Below are 18,251 nucleotides of genomic sequence, written 5' to 3'. Positions count from 1 at the left end.
CCGGATGCGCGGAGCAGCGCAGACCGGTCACCTTCCGGTGTCGCAGTCGCCGGCGGGCCACCTGCCGGTCCTGTACACGCAGGTCCTGGATGGCCTGAAGGTGATCGAAAACGGAGTGTATCTCGATGGCACGTTTGGTCGTGGCGGTCACGCGCGCGGCGTGCTCGAGCAACTCGGTCCTGGAGGCCGGCTGCTGGTCATGGACAAGGATCCCGAGGCGATTGCGGTAGCCGAGCGTGATTTCGCGCCGGACCCGCGCGTCTCCATCTTCCGTGGCAGCTTCGCCGATCTGCTGCACTGGGACGCCACCGCCGGGGGCTTGGACGGCGTGCTGTTCGACCTGGGCGTGTCCTCGCCCCAGCTGGATGTCGCCGAGCGCGGTTTCAGCTTCGGCAAGGACGGCCCGCTGGACATGCGCATGGACCCGGACAGCGGTGAAAGCGCGGCTCAGTGGCTCAACCGCGTTGAAGAGCGCGAGCTGATGGACGTGCTGTGGACCTACGGCGAAGAGCGCCAGGGCCGCCGCATCGCCAAGGCCATCGTCGCCCGCCGCGACAAGCAACCCTTCACCCGCACCGCCGAGCTGGCCGAGTTGATCGCCTCGGTGATGCCGCGTGGCAAGGACAAGATCCACCCGGCCACGCGCAGCTTCCAGGCGATCCGCATCCATATCAACCGCGAACTGGCTGACCTTGAGGCGGGCCTGGACGCGGCGATGGCGCGGCTCAAGCCCGGTGGCCGGCTGGCGGTGATCAGCTTCCATTCGCTGGAAGACCGCATCGTCAAGCAGTTCATGAACCGGCACGCCAAAGCCCCGCCGAGCAATCGCCGGCTGCCCGAGCTGGCCGCGTTCGTGCCGACGCTGGACCTGCACGGTGGCGCCATCAAGGCCGAAGACGACGAGCTGGCGGTCAATCCGCGCTCACGCAGCGCCGTGCTGCGCGTCGCCGAAAAGCGCGGGGTGGCCGGATGAGCCGCCTGCTGTTGATCGTGCTGCTGGCCTGCACCATCGCTTCGGCGATCGGTGTGGTGTTCATGCGCCATCGCCACCGCCAGACCTTCGTGGAGTTGTCCCGGGTCGAGCGTGCACGCGATGAGATCAACATCGAGTTCGGTCGCCTGCAGCTCGAGCAGGCCACGCTGGCCGAGGCGACCCGGGTCGACCGCGTTGCCCGCGAGCGCCTGGGCATGAAGTTCCCCGAAGCGGCCGATGTCGTGGTGATCCGGCCATGAACAAGTCGGGTCGCAATCGTGCGCGCAACAGCTTCAACCTCCGCCAGCGCCTGAAGTGGGTGGGGCTGGCGCTCGGCCTGTGTTCGGTCTCGCTGGTCGGCCGTGCCGCCTACGTGCAGATCATCAACAGCGAGTTCTACCAGCGCCAGGGCGAAGCCCGTTACCTGCGCGAACTGCCGATCAACACCTCGCGCGGCATGATCACCGACCGCAATGGCGAGCCGGTGGCGGTGTCCACTCCGGTCGCCTCGATCTGGGTCAACCCGCAGGAACTGCTGCGCTCGCCGGACCGCATCCCCGAGCTGGCGACCGCGCTGGGCATGCCGCTGGACGAGCTGACCTCCAAGCTCTCGCAGAAGGCCGATAAAGAATTCATGTACCTGCGCCGCCGGATCAATCCGGACGACGCGGAAAAAGTGGTCGCGCTGAAGATCCCGGGCGTGGCCTCGCAGCGCGAGTTCCGCCGCTTCTACCCGCAGGGTGAGGCGATGGCGCACGTGCTCGGCTTCACCAACATCGACGACCGCGGCCAGGAAGGGCTGGAGCTGGCCTTCGACGAATGGCTGCGCGGCAAGGCCGGCGCCAAGCGCGTGATCCGCAACCGCAAGGGCGACACGGTGGAGAGCGATCTGCTGCGCGCCGCCGAGCCGGGCAAGGACCTCACCCTCAGCATCGACCGCCGCATCCAGTTCCTGGCCTTCAAGGAGCTGCGCAATGCGCTGATCGCCAACAAGGCGGCCGGCGGTTCGATGGTGATCATGGACGTGGCCACCGGCGAAGTGCTGGCCATGGTCAATCTGCCGACCTACAACCCGAACGCCGTCGGCGGCGCCGCGCCGGATACCCGCCGCAACCGCGCGGTGACCGACCTGGTCGAGCCGGGTTCGACCATGAAGCCGCTGACCATCGCCTCGGCGCTGCAGTCCGGCGTGGTCACCAAGGACACCACGGTGGACACCAACCCCGGCTACATGGCGGTGGGGCGCTTCACCATCAAGGACGTGCCGCGCAACAACGGCGTGCTCAACGTCACCGGCGTGATCACCCGCAGTTCGAACATCGGCGCGGCCAAGATCGCGGCCAAGATGCCGGACCAGGTCTTCTACGACCACGTCCACAGCTTCGGCTACGGCGTCGCCCCGCACAGTGGCTTCCCCGGCGAATCGGCCGGCGTGCTGCCGCGCCCGGCGCGCTGGAGTGGTTCGTCCAAGACCACCATGTCCTACGGCTACGGCCTGAATGTCAGCCCGCTGCAGATCGCGACCGCCTATTCGGCGCTGGGCAACGGCGGCAAGCTGATCGCGCCGACCTTCGTCAAGGGCCAGCGCAACGAAGGCAAGCAGATCATCGACGAGAACATCGCCAAGGACGTGGTGGCGATGATGGAAACCGTGGTCACCCAGGGCGGCGCCAAGCAGGCGGCGGTGCTGGGTTACCACGTGGCCGGCAAGACCGGTACAGCCCGCAAGGCCGGGCCGGGCGGGTACGAGCGCGGGCATTACAACGCGCTGTTCGCCGGCGTGGTGCCGGCCACCAATCCGCGCTTCGCCACGGTGATCGTGATCAACGACCCGCAGGGCGGCAAGTACTACGGCGGCCTGGTGTCCGCGCCGGTGTTCCACAACGTCATGGAGGGCGCGCTGCGCCTGATGGACGTGCCGCCGGATGACATCGAGTCGTGGCTGGCCGCGCAGCAGTCCGGAAAGCTGGGGCATACCGCCTCGTCGTTGCCGACGCCGCCACCGGAAACGGTGATTGCGCCCGACGCCGCCGCAGAATTCGATGCCGCGCTGCCCAGCGCGCACGCCACAGTGCCGCCCGCGCAGGGAGGCACGCAATGAGCCAGATGATGTTGCTGTCGCAGTTGCTTCCCGATGTGGCGCTGAGCCACGACCCGACCATCACCGGCCTGGTGCTGGACAGCCGCGCGGTGCGCCCGGGCAATGCCTTCGTGGCGATCGCCGGTTTCGGCGCGCACGGGCTGGGCTTTGTCGACCAGGCCCGCGCCAATGGCGCCGGGGCGATCCTGTTCGACCCGCCGGCCCCGGCCGAGCTGCCTGCGCCGGTCGATGCGATTGCCGTGCCGGGCCTGCGCAACCGCATGGGAGCGATGGCCGACCAGTTCCACGGCCATCCCTCGCGCGCGATGACGATGGTCGGCGTGACCGGCACCAACGGCAAGACCTCCACCGTACAACTGCTGGCCCAGGCCTGGCACCTGCTCGGCACCCGCAGTGGCAGCATCGGCACGCTGGGCGTCGGTCTGTATGGCGATGTCGTGCCGACCGGCTTCACCACGCCGCTGGTGCTGCAGATGCATGACGTTCTGGCCCAGCTGCGCGATGGCGGAGCACAGGCCGTGGCGATGGAAGTCAGTTCGCACGCGCTCGACCAGGGCCGCGTGGATGCCGTCCATTACGACGTGGCGGTGTTCACCAATCTCACCCGCGACCATCTGGACTATCACGGCGACATGGCGCAGTACGGCGCGGCCAAGGCCAAGCTGTTCCATCGCGACGGACTCAAGGCCGCCGTGGTCAATCTGGATGACAGCTTCGGCAGCGAACTGCTGCGCACCGTCGGCGACAGCGTGCGCCCGATCGGCGTGAGCTCGCGCGGTGCCGCGCAGGCCACTCTGCGCGCTGATTCGCTCACCCTGGACGGCCGCGGCATCGCCTTCGACCTGATGGTCGACGGCCAGCGGCATCCGGTGCAGTCGCCGCTGCTGGGGCGTTTCAATGTCGACAACCTGCTGGCGGTCGCCGGTGCGCTGTATGCGCTGGACCACGCCCCGGCCGCGATCGCCGGGCTGCTCTCGCAGCTGCAGCCGATCGCCGGCCGCATGAACCGCCTGGGCGGTGAGGGCGGCCTGCCCACCGTCGTGGTCGATTACGCCCACACCCCGGATGCACTGGAACAGGCCTTGACCAGCGTGCAGGGCCATCTGGCCGGGCGGCTGGTCTGCGTGTTCGGCTGCGGCGGCGAACGCGATACCGGCAAGCGTCCCCAGATGGCCGCCATCGCGGAACGGCATGCCGACGTGGTCATCGTCACCGACGACAACCCGCGCGGCGAAGACGGCGACGTGATCGTGGCCGACATCCTCAAAGGATTTGATGCACCCGCTGCCGTCACCGTGCAGCGCGACCGCGCCGCCGCGATCGCCACCGCGATCGGCCAGGCCGGCGCGGGCGACATCGTGTTGATCGCCGGCAAGGGCCACGAGCCCTACCAGGAGATCCACGGGGTCAAGCACGCCTTCGATGACACCGAAGTGGCCGGCCGTGTGCTGGCCGCGCGCGCGGGGGTGGACGAATGAAACGCACCCCGCTGTCGCTGATCGCCCACTGGGCCGGTGGCGAGATCCATGGCGAAGACACCGCCATCGATGCCATCAGCAATGACACCCGCACGCTCGCCCCGGGCAGCCTGTACGTGGCCCTGCGTGGCGAGCGCTTCGATGGCCATGACTTCGCGGCCGACGCGTTGGCGCGCGGTGCCTCGGCGATGCTGGTCGAGCGCCTGCTGGATGTGGCGCTGCCGCAGATCGTGGTCGCCGACAGCGAGCATGCCCTGGGGCGTATCGCCGCCGGCATGCAGCGCGACCGCGACACCGCGGTGTTCGCGATCACCGGCAGCAACGGCAAGACCAGCGTCAAGAGCCTGCTGCTGGCGATCCTGGAACAGGTCGCGCATGACGACCGCAAGGTGGTCTACGCCAACCCGGGCAACCGCAACAACGAGATCGGCCTGCCGCTGGCCGTGCTCGATGCGCCCGAAGACGCCGATTTCGCCGTCTACGAGATGGGCGCCGGCAAGCCGGGCGACATCGCCTACCTGACCGAGATCGTGCGCCCGCACTACGCGCTGGTGAACAACATCGCCCCGGCGCATCTGGAGCGCATGGGCAGCCTGCAGGGCGTGGCCACCACCAAGGGCGCGATCTATGCGGCGCTGCCCTCCGATGGCGTGGCCGTGATCAATGCCGATGACGCCTTCGGGATCTGGTTCGAACAGCACATCGTCGGCCAGCCACCGCGCTGCCGCGTGCTGCGCTACGGCCTGGACCACAGCGCCGATGTCAGCGCGCGTGCGATCCGTCCGGCCGCGCAGGGCAGCCAGTTCGTGCTGTCCACGCCGCAGGGCGATGCAGAGATCACGCTGGGCCTGCCGGGCCGGCACAACATCAGCAATGCGCTGGCCGCCGCCTCGCTGGCGCTGGCCGCGGGCATCACGGTGGCCCAGATCGCCGCCGGGCTGGCCCGCGCCGAGCCGGTCCCGGGCCGCCAGATCGCGCACCAGCTGCCGAGCGGTGCGGTGCTGGTCGATGACAGTTACAACGCCAACCCGGGCTCGCTGGCGGCCGCCATCGATGCCCTGGCCGGCGCGAAGGAAGAAGGCTGGCTGGTGCTGGGCGACATGCGCGAACTCGGCCCGGACGGCGAGGCGCTGCATGCCCAGGCCGGCCGCCGTGCCCGCGAGGCCGGCCTGAAGCGGCTGTACACGCTCGGCCCGCTGAGCGCCGCCGCTTCGACCGCCTTCGGTGAAGGCGGCCAGCATTTCCAGAGCCACCAGGCCCTGGCCGCCGCGCTCGCCAGCGAACTGCATGCCGGCGTGCGCTGCCTGGTCAAGGGCTCGCGTGGCAGCGCCATGGACACGATCGTCAAAGCGCTGCTCGCGCAAGGAGAGGAAACCCCCAATGTTGCTTGAACTGGCCCGATGGCTGCAGCAGTTGGAGAGCCTGTTCGGGCTGTTCGGCTACCTGACCCTGCGCGGCATCCTCGCGGCGCTGACCGCCCTGTTCCTGTCGCTGTGGCTTGGCCCGGCGATGATCCGCAAGCTCGCCCAGTTCAAGGGTGGCCAGCCGATCCGTACGGATGGTCCGCAGACCCATTTCGCCAAGGCCGGCACCCCGACCATGGGCGGCTCGCTGATCCTGCTGACGATCACGTTGTCGGTGCTGCTGTGGGCTGACCTGCGCAACCGTTATGTCTGGCTGGTGCTGGCCGTGATGCTGTGCTTCGGCGCGATCGGCTGGTACGACGACTGGATCAAGATCGTCCGCCGCGACCCGAACGGCCTGAAGTCGCGCTGGAAGTACCTGCTGCAGTCGATCTTCGGCCTGGCTGCGGGTCTGTTCCTGTTCTACACCGCCGATGTCCCGGCGGCGATGACGTTCTACATCCCGATGTTCAAGTCGATCGCGCTGCCCCTGGCCGGCATCAGCTTCGTGGCCATCGCGTATTTCTGGATCGTCGGCTTCTCCAACGCGGTCAACCTGACCGACGGCCTGGACGGGCTGGCGATCATGCCGACGGTGCTGGTCGCGTGCGCACTGGGCGTGTTCGCCTATGCCTCGGGCAACGTGGTGTTCTCCAGCTACCTGCAGATCCCGCAGATCCCGGGTGCCGGTGAGCTGGTCATCATCTGCGCGGCGATCGCCGGTGCGGGCCTGGGCTTCCTGTGGTTCAACACCTATCCGGCCATGGTCTTCATGGGCGACATCGGCGCGCTGGCGCTGGGTGCGGTGTTGGGCACGATCGCGGTGATCACCCGCCAGGAACTGGTGCTGGTGGTGATGGGCGGCGTGTTCGTGATCGAGACCCTGTCGGTGATGATCCAGGTCGCCTCGTTCAAGCTGACCGGCAAGCGCGTGTTCCGCATGGCGCCGATCCACCACCACTTCGAACTGAAGGGCTGGCCGGAGCCGCGCGTGATCGTGCGCTTCTGGATCATCTCGGTCGTGCTGGTCCTGATCGGCCTGGCCACGTTGAAGGTCCGCTGATGAACGACCTGTCGCGCCAAGCCACCCGCCTGGAAGCCATCGGAGGCCACTTCGACAAGTGGCTGCTGGGCGCGATCATCACGCTCACCGGGCTGGGCGTGGTGATGGTCGCGTCGAGCTCGATCGCGCTGATGAGCAGCCCGTTCTACTACCTCAACCGCCACCTGATCTTCCTGGCGGTGGGTATCGGCCTGGCGATCATCGCCATGCGCACCGAGCTCAAGAGCATCGAGCAGTACAACCAGATCCTGCTGCTGGGCTGCTTCGCGCTGCTGGTGGTGGTGTTCATCCCGGGCCTGGGCAGCAGCGTCAACGGTGCCCGCCGCTGGATCAACCTGGGCATCTCCAAGTTCCAGACCGTCGAAGCGGTCAAGGTGCTCTACATCGTGTGGCTGTCCAGCTATCTGGTCCGCTTCCGCGACGAGGTCAATGCCACCTGGCCGGCGATGCTCAAGCCGCTCGGCGTGGCCGGCGCGCTGGTCGTGCTGCTGCTGCTGCAGCCGGACTTCGGCTCCTCCACCCTGCTGCTGGCGATCACCGCCGGCATGCTGGTGCTGGGTGGGGTCAACATGCCGCGCATGTCCATGCCGGTGATCATCGGCATGGTCGGCATGAGCGCGCTGGCGATCATCGAGCCGTACCGCATGCGCCGCATCACCTCCTTCCTGGACCCGTGGGCCGATCAGCAGGGTGACGGCTACCAGCTGTCCAATGCGTTGATGGCCGTAGGCCGTGGCGAGTGGACCGGCGTGGGCCTGGGCAATTCGGTGCAGAAGCTCTATTACCTGCCCGAAGCGCATACCGACTTCATCTTCTCGGTGACCGCCGAGGAGCTGGGTTTCCTCGGCACCTGCCTGATCATCTCGCTGTATGCGCTGCTGGTCGGCCGCACCTTCTGGCTGGGCATGCGCTGCGTGGAAATGAAGCGCCACTTCTCCGGCTACATCGCCTTCGGCATCGGCCTGTGGATCAGCATGCAGAGCTTCGTCTCGATCGGGGTCAACCTCGGCATCCTGCCGACCAAGGGCCTGACCCTGCCGCTGATCTCCTCCGGCGGCTCGAGCGTGCTGATGACCTGCGTGGCGATGGGCCTGCTGCTGCGCGTGTCCTATGAACTGGATCGCGCCGAGCGCCGCCAGGCCGTGCGCATGGGCGCCGACCAGGATGGCCCGCTGCCGGGCGACGTGCCCAAGGCCGACAGCGCCAGCGCGATCGCCGCGGCGATGCAGGACAGCGCCGCGCGCGATGCCGCACCGCGTGACAGCGCGCCCCGTGGCACCAGCCGCATGCAGCAGCGCATCGAACCGACCCTGGGGAGGATGGGATGAGCACGCCTCGCCTCGATCCCTCCCAGCGCCCGGTCATGATCATGGCCGGCGGCACCGGTGGGCACATCTTCCCCGGCCTGGCCGTGGCCAAGGTGCTGCGCGAACGCGGCGTGCCGGTCACCTGGCTCGGTGCCGATGGCGCGATGGAAACGCGCCTGGTGCCGCAGCAGGGCATCCACATCGATACGCTGGCCATCGGCGGCCTGCGCGGCAAGGGCAGGCTGTCCCTGCTCGGCGCGCCGTTCCGCCTGCTGCGCGCGGTCCGCGCGGCCGGCTTCCTCATCCGTGACCGCCAGCCGCGTGCCGTGATTGCGTTCGGTGGTTACGCCTCCGGCCCCGGCGGCATCGCCGCGCACCTGCACGGCCTGCCGCTGCTGGTGCACGAACAGAACCGCGCCCCGGGGTTGACCAACCGCGTGCTGTCGCGCGTCGCGCGTCGCGTGTTGGCCGGCTTCCCGGGCAGCTTCGCGAAGCGGGAGGAGGCGGTCGGCAATCCGGTCCGCGCCGAGATCGCCGCGATCACCCCGCCGGAGCTGCGCCTGGCCAACCGGCAGGGTCCGTTGCGCCTGCTGGTGCTGGGTGGCAGCCAGGGGGCACGCGTGCTCAACAACGCGGTACCCAAGGCACTGGCCGCGCTGGGCGCCGGCATGCCGGTGCAGGTACGCCACCAGAGCGGCGAGAAGCTGCACGCCGAAGCGCTGCAGGCGTATGCCGATGCCGGCGTGCAGGCCAGCGTGGAACCGTTCATTGCCGATATGGCCGAGGCATTCGCCTGGGCCGATCTGGTCGTGTGCCGCTCCGGCGCCTCCACCCTGGCCGAGCTGTGCGCGGTCGGCGTGGGCAGCGTGCTGGTACCGTTCGCGGCGGCCGTCGACGATCACCAGACCCGCAATGCGGAGTATCTGGTCGAGCGCGGCGCTGCCGTGTTGCTGAAGCAGGATGAAACGCTGGCGACACAGCTGGAAGGCGTGTTGCGCGAATTGTCCGAAAATTCCGCCCGACGCATGCAGATGGCCAACGCCGCGCGTGCCCTGGCCAAGGTCGATGCCGCTGAGCGCATCGCCGACATCATTCTCGAGGAATCCAAATGAACACCGCTACGCGCGCCAGCCTGGCGCGAGGCCGCGCATGATCCGCCGCCTCCACGACACCAACGACCTGGTACGCGCGTTCCCGCGCGTGCACTTCGTCGGCATCGGCGGCACCGGCATGAGCGGCATCGCCGAAGTGATGCTGACCCTGGGCTATGAAGTCTCCGGTTCGGACAACGCCGACAACGCCGCGACCCGCCGCCTGGCCGGCCTGGGCGCGCGCGTGATGCGCGGCCACTCGGCGGCCAACGTGCTCGGCACCGACTGCGTGGTCGTCTCCAGCGCGATCCGCGATGACAATCCGGAATTGATGGAAGCGCGCAGCCAGCGCATTCCGATCATGCCGCGCGCGGCGATGCTGGCCGAACTGATGCGCTTCCGCCGCGGCATCGCGGTGGCCGGTACGCATGGCAAGACCACCACCACCAGCCTCACCGCCGCGGTGTTGAGCGAAGGCGGGCTGGACCCGACCTTCGTGATCGGCGGCCAGCTGCTCGCCGCCGGTGCCAACGCCAAGCTCGGCGGTGGCCAGTGGCTGGTGGCTGAAGCCGACGAAAGCGATGGCAGCTTCCTGCGCCTGAACCCGCTGGTGTCGGTGATCACCAACATCGATTCGGACCACCTGGAAAACTACGGCAACGATTTCGCCCGGGTCCAGGCTGCGTTCGCCGAATTCCTGCAGCGCCTGCCGTTCTACGGGCTGGCGGTGCTGTGCATCGACGATCCCGAAGTGGCCGCATTGGCCGCGCAGACGCCGCGCCATGTCATGAGCTATGGCATGAGCAGCAACGCCGATGTGCGTGCCGAAGACGTGGTCCAGGACGGCCCGCGCATGCATTTCACCCTGCGCCTGCCGGAAGGCAGCAGCCACCCGGTGACGCTGGCCCTGCCGGGCGCGCACAACGTGCTCAATGCGCTGGCCGCCGCGGCCGTGGGCTGGCAGCTCGGCGTGGCGCCGGAAGCGATCGCGCGTGCGCTGGAAAGCTTCGCCGGCATCGGCCGTCGCTTCAATGACCTGGGCATCGTCACCACGCACACCGGCGCCAAGGTCCGCGTGATCGACGACTACGGCCACCATCCGCGTGAGCTGGCCGCCGTGTTCGCCGCCGCCCGTGGAGGCTGGCCGAGCCAGCGCCTGGTCGTGGCGTTCCAGCCGCACCGTTACAGCCGTACCCGCGATCAGTTCGATGCCTTCGCCGCGGTGCTGTCCGAAGTGGACGCGCTGGTGCTGAGCGAGGTCTACCCGGCCGGCGAAGCGCCGATCCCGGGCGCCGATTCGCGTTCGCTGGCCCGCGCCATCCGCGCGCGCGGCCGCAGCGAGCCGGTCGTGGTCGGCAATGCCGCCGAACTGGCGCACGTGCTGCCCGACGTCCTGCAGGACGGTGACCTGCTGCTGATGATGGGGGCGGGTGACATCGGCTACATCGCCCAGCAGATCGCCGGCGAAGGCTTCCAGGAGACCCCGGCGGCATGAACGCGCTGACCTTCCCGCCGCTGCGCATCACCGACCCGGCCCTGTTCGGCCGCGTCGCCGTGCTGCTGGGCGGTACCTCCAGCGAGCGCAACGTCTCGCTGGATTCCGGCCGCAACGTGATCGAAGCGCTGCGCGCGCGCGGCGTCGATGCGATCGCGGTCGACGGCATCCCGGCCCTGGCGCTCGCGCTGGTCGAGAAGCGCTTCGACCGCGTGTTCAACATCCTCCACGGCCACAACGGCGGTGGCGAGGACGGCATCGTGCAGGGCTTGATGGAAGCCTTCGGCGTGCCGTACACCGGCTCGGACGTGCTCGGCTCGGCGCTGAGCATGGACAAGATCCGCACCAAGCAGGTGTGGTTGTCGCACGGCCTGCCGACCCCGCGCTTCATCGCGCTGGACGAGGCCGCCGATGTCCACGCCGCCGCCGCCGAACTCGGCCTGCCGGTGGTGGTGAAGCCGGCCAACGAAGGGTCCAGCGTCGGCATCAGCCGGGTCACCGAAGACGCCGGGCTGGATGAGGCGGTCGCGCTGGCGGTGCGTTACGACGGCCAGCTGCTGATGGAGCAGATGGTGGTCGGCGACGAGCTGACCGTGGCGATCCTGGGCGACCAGGCGCTGCCGTCGATCCGCATCGTGCCCAAGGGCCAGTGGTACGACTACAACGCCAAGTACATCGCCGAGGACACCCAGTACCTGTGCCCGGGCCTGGATGGTGAAGACGAAATCGAGATCCGCCGCCTCGCACTGGCGGCGTTCCGCGCCGCCGGCTGCCGTGGCTGGGGCCGGGTGGACGTGATGCGCGACCGCGCCACGGGCCGCTTCTACCTGCTGGAAGTGAACACCGCACCGGGCATGACCAGCCATTCGCTGGTGCCCAAGTCGGCCAGCCAGGCCGGGATCGGCTTTGAAGAGCTGGTCTGGCGCGTGCTCGAGCAGACCCTGCCGGGTCACGCAGCGCAGGAGCACCGCCACGCATGAACGCGGTGCTGCGCATCTTCGTCTGGTTGCTGGCCCTGTCGGTCGTGGCACTGCCCGTGGTGGCGGTGCTCAACGGCTGGGTCGGTGCCGAGCGGTGGCCGTTGGCCAAGCTGCGCGTGCACGGTGAGTTCAAGCGGGTGCCGGCCGAGCAGCTGCAGCAGGTCGTGCTGCCGTATGCGAAGTCCGGTTTCTTCGCGGTCAAGCTGCAGGATGCGCAGGACGCGATCGAAACCCTGCCGTGGGTCGAGAGCGCACAGGTCCGCAAGCAGTGGCCCGACGTGCTGGAAATCACCCTGGTCGAGCACAAGCCGTTCGCGCGCTGGGGCAATGACCGCCTGCTCTCCGAGCAGGGCAAGCTGTTCGCCACGCCGAAGAAGCTGCAGGACCTGGAGCTGCCCGACCTCGATGGTCCGGACAGCCAGACCGAAGAAGTGGTGTCGCTCTACAACGATGCGCGCGCGCTGTTCGCGCCGGCCGGGGTGGACGTCAAGCGGGTCACCATGGACGCACGCGGCAGCTGGTCGCTGGTGCTGAGCAACGGCACCGAAGTGGTCGTCGGCCGCGACGATGCCCGTTCGCGCCTGCAGCGCTTCGTGCGCGTGCTGCCGCAGCTGGCCAACCAGGCGGCGCCGATCGAGCGCGCCGACCTCCGATACACCAATGGTTTCACGCTGAGCTGGGGTACCCCGGCTCCGGCCGCACCGGCCGCACCGGCCGCGCCGGCCAATGTGGCGCACAGGACGCAGGACAGGACATGAATCGCAAGGGTGACAAATCACTGATCGTCGGTCTGGATATCGGCACCTCCAAGGTGGTGGCGCTGGTCGGCGAGTATTCGCCGGGCAATCCGATCGAGGTCATCGGCATCGGCTCGCACGAATCGCGCGGTCTCAAGCGCGGCGTGGTGGTCGATATCGAATCGACCGTGCAGTCCATCCAGCGTGCGGTCGAAGAGGCCGAGCTGATGGCCGGCTGCGAGATCCGCTCGGTGTACGCCTCGATCTCCGGCAACCACGTGCAATGCAAGAACTCGCCCGGCATCGTGCCGATCCGCGACGGCGAAGTGACCTGGGGCGACCTGGATCGCGTGCTGGACGCGGCCAAGGCGGTGGCGATCCCGGCCGACCAGAAGATCCTGCATGCGATCCCGCGCGAGTACGTGCTGGACGATTCGCAGGAAGGCATCCGCAACCCGGTCGGCATGACCGGCGTCCGCCTGGAAGTGCACGCCCACCTGGTGGTGTGCGCACAGTCGGCCGCGGCCAACATCTCCAAGTGCGTGCAGCGCTGCGGCCTGCAGGTCGATGACCTGGTGCTGTCCTCGCTGGCCTCCAGCGTGGCCGTGCTGACCGCCGACGAGCGAGAGCTTGGCGTGGTGCTGGTCGACATGGGCGCCGGCACCACCGACCTGGCCGTGTTCGTGCAGGGCGCGATCTGCCACACCGCGTCGTTGCCGATCGCCGGCGACCACGTCACCAACGACATCGCGCACATGCTGCGCACGCCGACCCCGGAAGCCGAGCAGATCAAGGTGCGCTATGCCTGCGCCCTGGCCCAGCTGGCCACCGCCGAGGAAAGCATCCAGGTGCCCAGCGTCGGCGATCGTCCGCCGCGCCGGATGCCGCGCCACGCACTCGCCCAGGCGGTGCAGGGCCGTTACGAGGAAATCTTCGAGATGGTGCAGGCCGAACTGCGCCGCTCCGGCTTCGAGGAACTGGTGCGCGCCGGCATGGTGCTCACCGGTGGCGCCTCGAAGATGGAAGGCGTGGTCGAACTGGCCGAGGAAATGCTGCAGATGCCGGTGCGCGTGGGCATCCCGCAGCACGTCACCGGGCTGGGCGAAGTGGTCGGCAACCCGGTGCATGCCACCGGCGTCGGCCTGCTGCTGATGGGCAGCCAGATCGAACACCCGCGTCGCCCGTCGCTGCCCACCGGCCGCGCCGGCAGCATGTTCAAGAAACTCAAAACCTGGTTCCGCGGCGAATTCTGATCGCGGTCGCAACACGCAGTACACATGCAATACGCGATAAGCAGTTCCCGAAAAATCCACGTAGTCCACGCAACACCGGCACCACCCGCAACGCGATGCAGCACCACCGGCCCCCGGGTCGTTCATTGAAGCAGGCAACACCGCCGCGGTTGGCTCTATCCGGCCCGGCATACCAACTACAACTCGCCGGCACGACGGTGGGGAGGACAGGAGAAGGATTCTCCGAAGCCCCCGTCCCGCGTAAACGGCAACAAGAGGACACGGACATGGCGCATTTCGAACTGATTGAAAAGATGGCACCCAATGCGGTGATCAAGGTGATCGGCGTGGGCGGCGGCGGCGGCAACGCCGTGGCGCACATGGTCAGCACCAGTGTGGATGGCGTGGAATTCATCACTGCCAACACCGACTCGCAGGCCATCAAGAACTGTGGTGCCAAGCTGCAGCTGCAGCTGGGTACCAACGTCACCAAGGGCCTGGGCGCAGGCGCGAATCCGGAAGTCGGCCGCCAGGCCGCGCTGGAAGACCGTGAGCGCATCATGGACGCCCTGCAGGGTGCGGACATGGTGTTCATCACCGCCGGCATGGGCGGCGGCACCGGTACCGGCGCAGCCCCGGTCGTGGCGCAGCTGGCCAAGGAGATGGGCATCCTGACCGTCGCCGTGGTCACCAAGCCGTTCCCGTTCGAAGGCCGTCGCCGCATGCAGGTCGCGCTGAAGGGCATCGAAGAGCTGAGCCAGCATTGCGATTCGCTGATCACCATCCCGAACGAAAAGCTGATCACCGTGCTGGGCCGCAACGCCACCATGATCCAGGCCTTCCGTGCCGCCAACGACGTCCTCCAGGGCGCCGTGCAGGGCATCGCCGACCTGATCGTGCGTCCGGGCCTGATCAACGTCGACTTCGCCGACGTCCGCACCGTCATGTCCGAAATGGGCCTGGCGATGATGGGCACCGGCACCGCGCGTGGCGATGACCGCGCCCAGGCCGCGGCCGAAGCCGCCATCCAGAACCCGCTGCTGGACGATGTGAACCTGGCCGGTGCCAACGGCATCCTGGTCAACATCACCGCCGGCGCCGACTTCACGATGGCCGAGTTCGACGAGATCGGCCGCACCATCGACGGCTTCGCCTCCGAAGATGCCACCGTGGTCGTGGGTACCGTGCTGGATCCGGACATGCAGGACGAAGTCCGCGTGACCGTGGTCGCCACCGGCCTGAACCGTGCCGTCACCGCCAAGACCCAGCGTCCGGGCGAGCGCGCACCGATCAAGCTGGTCCGCAACGCCACCACCGGCCAGCCGGAATTCGGCGAGTTCGACAACGGCGGCGATGCGGTCTCCAAGGCCGTGGGCGGGATGGGCATGGGCATGGGCCTGCGTCGTCCCAGCGCCGACACCGTGGCGCCGACCGCCCCGAGCGCGTCGGGTCCGGCCGCTGCTGAACTGCCCAACGATTACCTGGACATCCCGGCGTTCCTGCGCCGCCAGGCGGACTGAGCAACGCATGCCGGGGCCTTGTCCTCCCCGGTAAGCGCCTCCATGTCCCATGCTGCCGGGCCAGGATCGGCCCGGCAGTCTGACCGCCGTCGTGCATCACGCACGTCCGGGCAGTGCTGTCGACGCACCACGGTTCACGGAAGGGACAGCGGTAGTGCGTGTTATTCTTGTTTGTCACAGCCGCGCTGACCGCGCGCTTTCTGGTCCTGCCCCCCGATGATTCCGCAACGCACCCTCAAGAACACGATCCGCGCCACCGGCGTTGGCCTTCACAGCGGTGACAAGGTCTACATGACCCTGCGCCCGGCCCCGGTCAACCATGGCATCGTGTTCCGTCGCGTCGATCTGGACCCGGTGGTGGAAGTGCCCGCACGCGCGGACCTGGTCACCGAAGTCACGCTGTGCACCGGCCTGACCTATCACGAGGCCAAGATCCAGACCGTCGAACACCTGATGTCGGCCCTGGCCGGCCTGGGTGTGGACAACATCATCGTGGAGCTGTCCTCGGCCGAGTTGCCGATCATGGACGGTTCCTCCGGCCCGTTCGTCTTCCTGCTGCAGTCGGCGGGCATCGCCGAACAGGACGCGCCGAAACGTTTCCTGCGCATTCTCAAGACGGTGGAAGTCACCGATGGCGACAAGGTCGCCCGCTTCGAGCCGTACGAAGGCTACAAGCTCGGTTTCACCATCCAGTTCAACCACCCGATGATCCCGGCCAAGCAGTCGCGGGCGGAAATCGAGTTCTCGACCCTGGCCTACACCAAGGAAATCTCGCGCGCCCGGACCTTCGGCTTCATGCGGGATCTGGAATACATGCGCGAGCGCAACCTGGGCTTGGGCGGTTCGATGGACAACGCCATCGTGCTCGACGAGTTCCGGGTGCTCAACGACGACGGCCTGCGCTACGCCGATGAGTTCGTGCGCCACAAGATCCTCGACGCGATCGGCGATCTGTACCTGGCCGGCGGCCAGGTGCTGGGTGCCTACGAAGGCTTCAAGTCGGGCCATGCGCTCAACAACAAGCTGGTGCGTGCCCTGCTGGCCGATGCCAGCGCCTGGGAGTGGGTCAGCTACGAGTCTCCGGCTGCTGCGGCGCCGGTGGTCTACGGCCTGCCGGCGTACGCCTGAGCGCGGTTTCGCTGCAACTCATTGATTTGGAACAAAACAAGACGGCGCCCAGGGCGCCGTTTCTGTTTCCAGCGGTGACGGCGGGCTGAAACCGGCGTGATCTTGACGTCAATGAACCGTAGGGGTGCACAGCGCACAGATTTGTGAACCTCATCAAGGTTCTTGCCAGATTTAACGCTAATTTAATAAAACACTAACGACTGGCGGCGGTTCGGCCGCTACAGTGCAGACCGGCTCCCAGCCAAAGTTCACGTGATCGTGACGCGGCCGGGAAGGGGCGGGATGCCCCGATGGCTTCACGATTTGGAGGAATCCACATCGCGCAGACAAGCCAACGCGTCGCGTAGCCCTTTGTGCGTGGCGGCTGAAACAGCGTGGGGGCCATTCCTGTTGTCGATCGCTGGGGAGCGTGGGGGAGGGGCAGATGCTGTTTTGACGGTCACCTTGGTGACCTTCAGCCCGATGGACCGGGCCGCGTCGATCAACTGTGCTTCGGCAAGCCGGACCTTGGCGTGCCACACGGGAGATTCGACGAGAAAAACGAGGTGCTCGCCGTTTACATTCGCCAGCCGGCAACGGGTGGCCAGTGCAGGCGGCAAATGGGGGCGCAATTGACGGTCCAGCGCGTCGAGCCACAGGGCACGACGCAGCGGGTTACCGGCTTTGTCCGCCATGACCGCATCCAGCGCCGGCTTCGGCGTGGATGGGGAACGGGCACTGGATTTCGGCTCAGACATGAAAACTCACTGATGGCATTCAAAAAGATCGTAATCAAAACGCGTGAAGGACAGGCCAAGACGCCGCTGGCGCGTTTGCGTTTCTACTTCGAAGATTCCCCCCGTGCCCTGCTGGGCAGTGTGCTGGGGGTGGGCTGCCTGATCGGCTTCGGTGCCGGTATCGGTGGCAGCATGTTCAACGATTCCCGGCTCCACGCCAAGGTCGCACAGCAGGAACGCGAACTGGCGCAGGCCCAGAAAGACGCTCAGACCCAGGTCAACGCGCTGGCTGCGCGGATGGGCGAGCTGCAGGCGCAGGCCACCCGTCTCAATGCCCTGGGCGAACGACTCACCCAGATGGGCAAACTGGAGGACGGCGAATTCGACTTCAACGAGACCCCCGGCCTCGGTGAAGGCGAGCCCGGGCCGACCCAGGACATCCCGGTCAGCGCGGTCAACGCCGACTTACAGGTGCTGGAGCAGCGCTTCGCTGCTTCAGGCCGCCAGCTGTCGGTGATGGAATCGCTGATGTTCGACCACCAGCTCGAACAGAACGCCGTGCCCTCGCGCATGCCGATCCGCAATACCTACATCACCTCGAACTTCGGCACCCGCAGCGATCCGTTCGGTCGCGGTGCGGCCACCCACAAGGGCATGGATTTCCACGCCAAGGTCGGTGACCCGGTGATGTCGGTGGCCGACGGCGTGGTCAGCTTCGCCGGCGTGAAGGGCGGGTACGGCAACGTGGTCGATGTGGACCATGGCAACGGCTATGTGACCCGCTATGCGCACAATTCGCGCCTGGTGGTGAAGCCGGGCGACCTCGTCCGGGCCGGCCAGGAAGTGGCCAAGGCCGGTTCCACGGGCCGTTCCACCGGTGCCCACGTGCACTTCGAGGTCTGGGAACGCGGCCAGGTGGTCAATCCGCGCAAGTTCCTCGGTGATGGCGGCAACACCCCGGTCGGCCGCGTTTCGCGGGGCTGATCACGGTAACGAACTTGAACGGGGGTGCTTGAAACGCCGGACC

16 protein-coding genes are annotated in these 18,251 nt (G+C 67.7%); 15 read left to right on the top strand and 1 reads right to left on the bottom strand.

What is annotated here, in order from left to right; all coding sequences use genetic code 11:
- Positions 1-4: 4 nt before the first annotated feature.
- From rsmH to lpxC, 14 genes are all read left to right on the top strand, one after another.
- Positions 5-973: a 16S rRNA (cytosine(1402)-N(4))-methyltransferase RsmH gene (gene rsmH / locus AB9O74_RS09605; RefSeq protein ID WP_176990403.1), complete on the top strand. Its 969-nt coding sequence runs from the start codon at positions 5-7 to the stop codon at positions 971-973.
- A complete protein-coding gene (gene ftsL / locus AB9O74_RS09600) occupies positions 970-1,233 on the top strand; it encodes a cell division protein FtsL (protein WP_123728341.1) in 264 nt (87 codons plus the stop codon). Before rsmH ends, ftsL begins: the two co-directional genes overlap by 4 nt.
- Positions 1,230-3,074 carry a penicillin-binding protein 2 gene (locus AB9O74_RS09595; protein ID WP_176990402.1) on the top strand — a complete coding sequence of 615 codons (1,845 nt, stop codon included), beginning with the start codon at positions 1,230-1,232 and terminating at the stop codon, positions 3,072-3,074. Before ftsL ends, AB9O74_RS09595 begins: the two co-directional genes overlap by 4 nt.
- Positions 3,071-4,552 (top strand): UDP-N-acetylmuramoyl-L-alanyl-D-glutamate--2,6-diaminopimelate ligase, encoded by a 1,482-nt coding sequence (locus AB9O74_RS09590; RefSeq protein WP_369349151.1) that lies wholly within the window; start codon positions 3,071-3,073, stop codon positions 4,550-4,552. Before AB9O74_RS09595 ends, AB9O74_RS09590 begins: the two co-directional genes overlap by 4 nt.
- A complete protein-coding gene (murF, locus tag AB9O74_RS09585) occupies positions 4,549-5,943 on the top strand; it encodes a UDP-N-acetylmuramoyl-tripeptide--D-alanyl-D-alanine ligase (RefSeq protein WP_369349150.1) in 1,395 nt (464 codons plus the stop codon). Before AB9O74_RS09590 ends, murF begins: the two co-directional genes overlap by 4 nt.
- A complete protein-coding gene (gene mraY / locus AB9O74_RS09580; protein WP_088433957.1) occupies positions 5,933-7,018 on the top strand; it encodes a phospho-N-acetylmuramoyl-pentapeptide-transferase in 1,086 nt (361 codons plus the stop codon). Before murF ends, mraY begins: the two co-directional genes overlap by 11 nt.
- Positions 7,018-8,346, top strand: a complete 1,329-nt coding sequence (gene ftsW, locus AB9O74_RS09575; RefSeq protein WP_176990399.1) for a putative lipid II flippase FtsW — start codon at positions 7,018-7,020, stop codon at positions 8,344-8,346. The genes mraY and ftsW overlap by 1 nt, the downstream gene beginning before the upstream one ends.
- On the top strand, positions 8,343-9,437 hold the full coding sequence (gene murG / locus AB9O74_RS09570) for an undecaprenyldiphospho-muramoylpentapeptide beta-N-acetylglucosaminyltransferase (protein ID WP_369349149.1): 1,095 nt from the start codon (positions 8,343-8,345) through the stop codon (positions 9,435-9,437). The genes ftsW and murG overlap by 4 nt, the downstream gene beginning before the upstream one ends.
- Before the next feature lie 37 nt (positions 9,438-9,474).
- Entirely contained in the window at positions 9,475-10,911 is a 1,437-nt protein-coding gene (gene murC / locus AB9O74_RS09565; protein WP_176990397.1) for a UDP-N-acetylmuramate--L-alanine ligase, read from the top strand.
- Positions 10,908-11,891, top strand: coding sequence for a D-alanine--D-alanine ligase (locus tag AB9O74_RS09560; protein WP_369349148.1), 984 nt, complete (start codon positions 10,908-10,910; stop codon positions 11,889-11,891). The genes murC and AB9O74_RS09560 overlap by 4 nt, the downstream gene beginning before the upstream one ends.
- Complete coding sequence (locus AB9O74_RS09555) at positions 11,888-12,649, top strand: cell division protein FtsQ/DivIB (RefSeq protein ID WP_369349147.1); 762 nt, start codon at positions 11,888-11,890, stop codon at positions 12,647-12,649. The genes AB9O74_RS09560 and AB9O74_RS09555 overlap by 4 nt, the downstream gene beginning before the upstream one ends.
- A complete protein-coding gene (gene ftsA / locus AB9O74_RS09550) occupies positions 12,646-13,881 on the top strand; it encodes a cell division protein FtsA (RefSeq protein WP_017355446.1) in 1,236 nt (411 codons plus the stop codon). The genes AB9O74_RS09555 and ftsA overlap by 4 nt, the downstream gene beginning before the upstream one ends.
- 266 nt (positions 13,882-14,147) lie before the next feature.
- Complete coding sequence (gene ftsZ, locus AB9O74_RS09545) at positions 14,148-15,380, top strand: cell division protein FtsZ (protein ID WP_176990394.1); 1,233 nt, start codon at positions 14,148-14,150, stop codon at positions 15,378-15,380.
- Between the two features lie 216 nt (positions 15,381-15,596).
- Entirely contained in the window at positions 15,597-16,508 is a 912-nt protein-coding gene (lpxC, locus tag AB9O74_RS09540; protein ID WP_176990393.1) for a UDP-3-O-acyl-N-acetylglucosamine deacetylase, read from the top strand.
- Positions 16,509-16,804: 296 nt separating this feature from the next.
- Here the strand turns inward: lpxC and AB9O74_RS09535 are convergent, their stop codons facing one another.
- Positions 16,805-17,245, bottom strand: coding sequence for a DUF721 domain-containing protein (locus tag AB9O74_RS09535; protein WP_026069663.1), 441 nt, complete (start codon positions 17,243-17,245; stop codon positions 16,805-16,807).
- 12 nt (positions 17,246-17,257) lie between these two features.
- Between AB9O74_RS09535 and AB9O74_RS09530 the strand changes: the two genes are divergently transcribed.
- Positions 17,258-18,208: a M23 family metallopeptidase gene (locus AB9O74_RS09530; RefSeq protein ID WP_019182479.1), complete on the top strand. Its 951-nt coding sequence runs from the start codon at positions 17,258-17,260 to the stop codon at positions 18,206-18,208.
- Positions 18,209-18,251 lie beyond the last annotated feature (43 nt).

This window comes from Stenotrophomonas sp. JAG2, assembly GCF_041080745.1.
Taxonomy (GTDB): domain Bacteria; phylum Pseudomonadota; class Gammaproteobacteria; order Xanthomonadales; family Xanthomonadaceae; genus Stenotrophomonas; species Stenotrophomonas maltophilia_AA.
Note: the sequence above shows the minus strand (reverse complement) of the source record. Positions and strands in the feature narration are given on the sequence as shown.

Bases quoted from the DNA above. Each gene is read 5' to 3' on its own strand.
- rsmH (WP_176990403.1), top strand. From the start codon at position 5: ATGCGCGGAGCAGCGCAGACCGGTCACCTTCCGGTGTCGCAGTCGCCG.
- ftsL (WP_123728341.1), top strand. From the start codon at position 970: ATGAGCCGCCTGCTGTTGATCGTGCTGCTGGCCTGCACCATCGCTTCG.
- AB9O74_RS09595 (WP_176990402.1), top strand. From the start codon at position 1,230: ATGAACAAGTCGGGTCGCAATCGTGCGCGCAACAGCTTCAACCTCCGC.
- AB9O74_RS09590 (WP_369349151.1), top strand. From the start codon at position 3,071: ATGAGCCAGATGATGTTGCTGTCGCAGTTGCTTCCCGATGTGGCGCTG.
- murF (WP_369349150.1), top strand. From the start codon at position 4,549: ATGAAACGCACCCCGCTGTCGCTGATCGCCCACTGGGCCGGTGGCGAG.
- mraY (WP_088433957.1), top strand. From the start codon at position 5,933: ATGTTGCTTGAACTGGCCCGATGGCTGCAGCAGTTGGAGAGCCTGTTC.
- ftsW (WP_176990399.1), top strand. From the start codon at position 7,018: ATGAACGACCTGTCGCGCCAAGCCACCCGCCTGGAAGCCATCGGAGGC.
- murG (WP_369349149.1), top strand. From the start codon at position 8,343: ATGAGCACGCCTCGCCTCGATCCCTCCCAGCGCCCGGTCATGATCATG.
- murC (WP_176990397.1), top strand. From the start codon at position 9,475: ATGATCCGCCGCCTCCACGACACCAACGACCTGGTACGCGCGTTCCCG.
- AB9O74_RS09560 (WP_369349148.1), top strand. From the start codon at position 10,908: ATGAACGCGCTGACCTTCCCGCCGCTGCGCATCACCGACCCGGCCCTG.
- AB9O74_RS09555 (WP_369349147.1), top strand. From the start codon at position 11,888: ATGAACGCGGTGCTGCGCATCTTCGTCTGGTTGCTGGCCCTGTCGGTC.
- ftsA (WP_017355446.1), top strand. From the start codon at position 12,646: ATGAATCGCAAGGGTGACAAATCACTGATCGTCGGTCTGGATATCGGC.
- ftsZ (WP_176990394.1), top strand. From the start codon at position 14,148: ATGGCGCATTTCGAACTGATTGAAAAGATGGCACCCAATGCGGTGATC.
- lpxC (WP_176990393.1), top strand. From the start codon at position 15,597: ATGATTCCGCAACGCACCCTCAAGAACACGATCCGCGCCACCGGCGTT.
- AB9O74_RS09535 (WP_026069663.1), bottom strand. From the start codon at position 17,245: ATGTCTGAGCCGAAATCCAGTGCCCGTTCCCCATCCACGCCGAAGCCG.
- AB9O74_RS09530 (WP_019182479.1), top strand. From the start codon at position 17,258: ATGGCATTCAAAAAGATCGTAATCAAAACGCGTGAAGGACAGGCCAAG.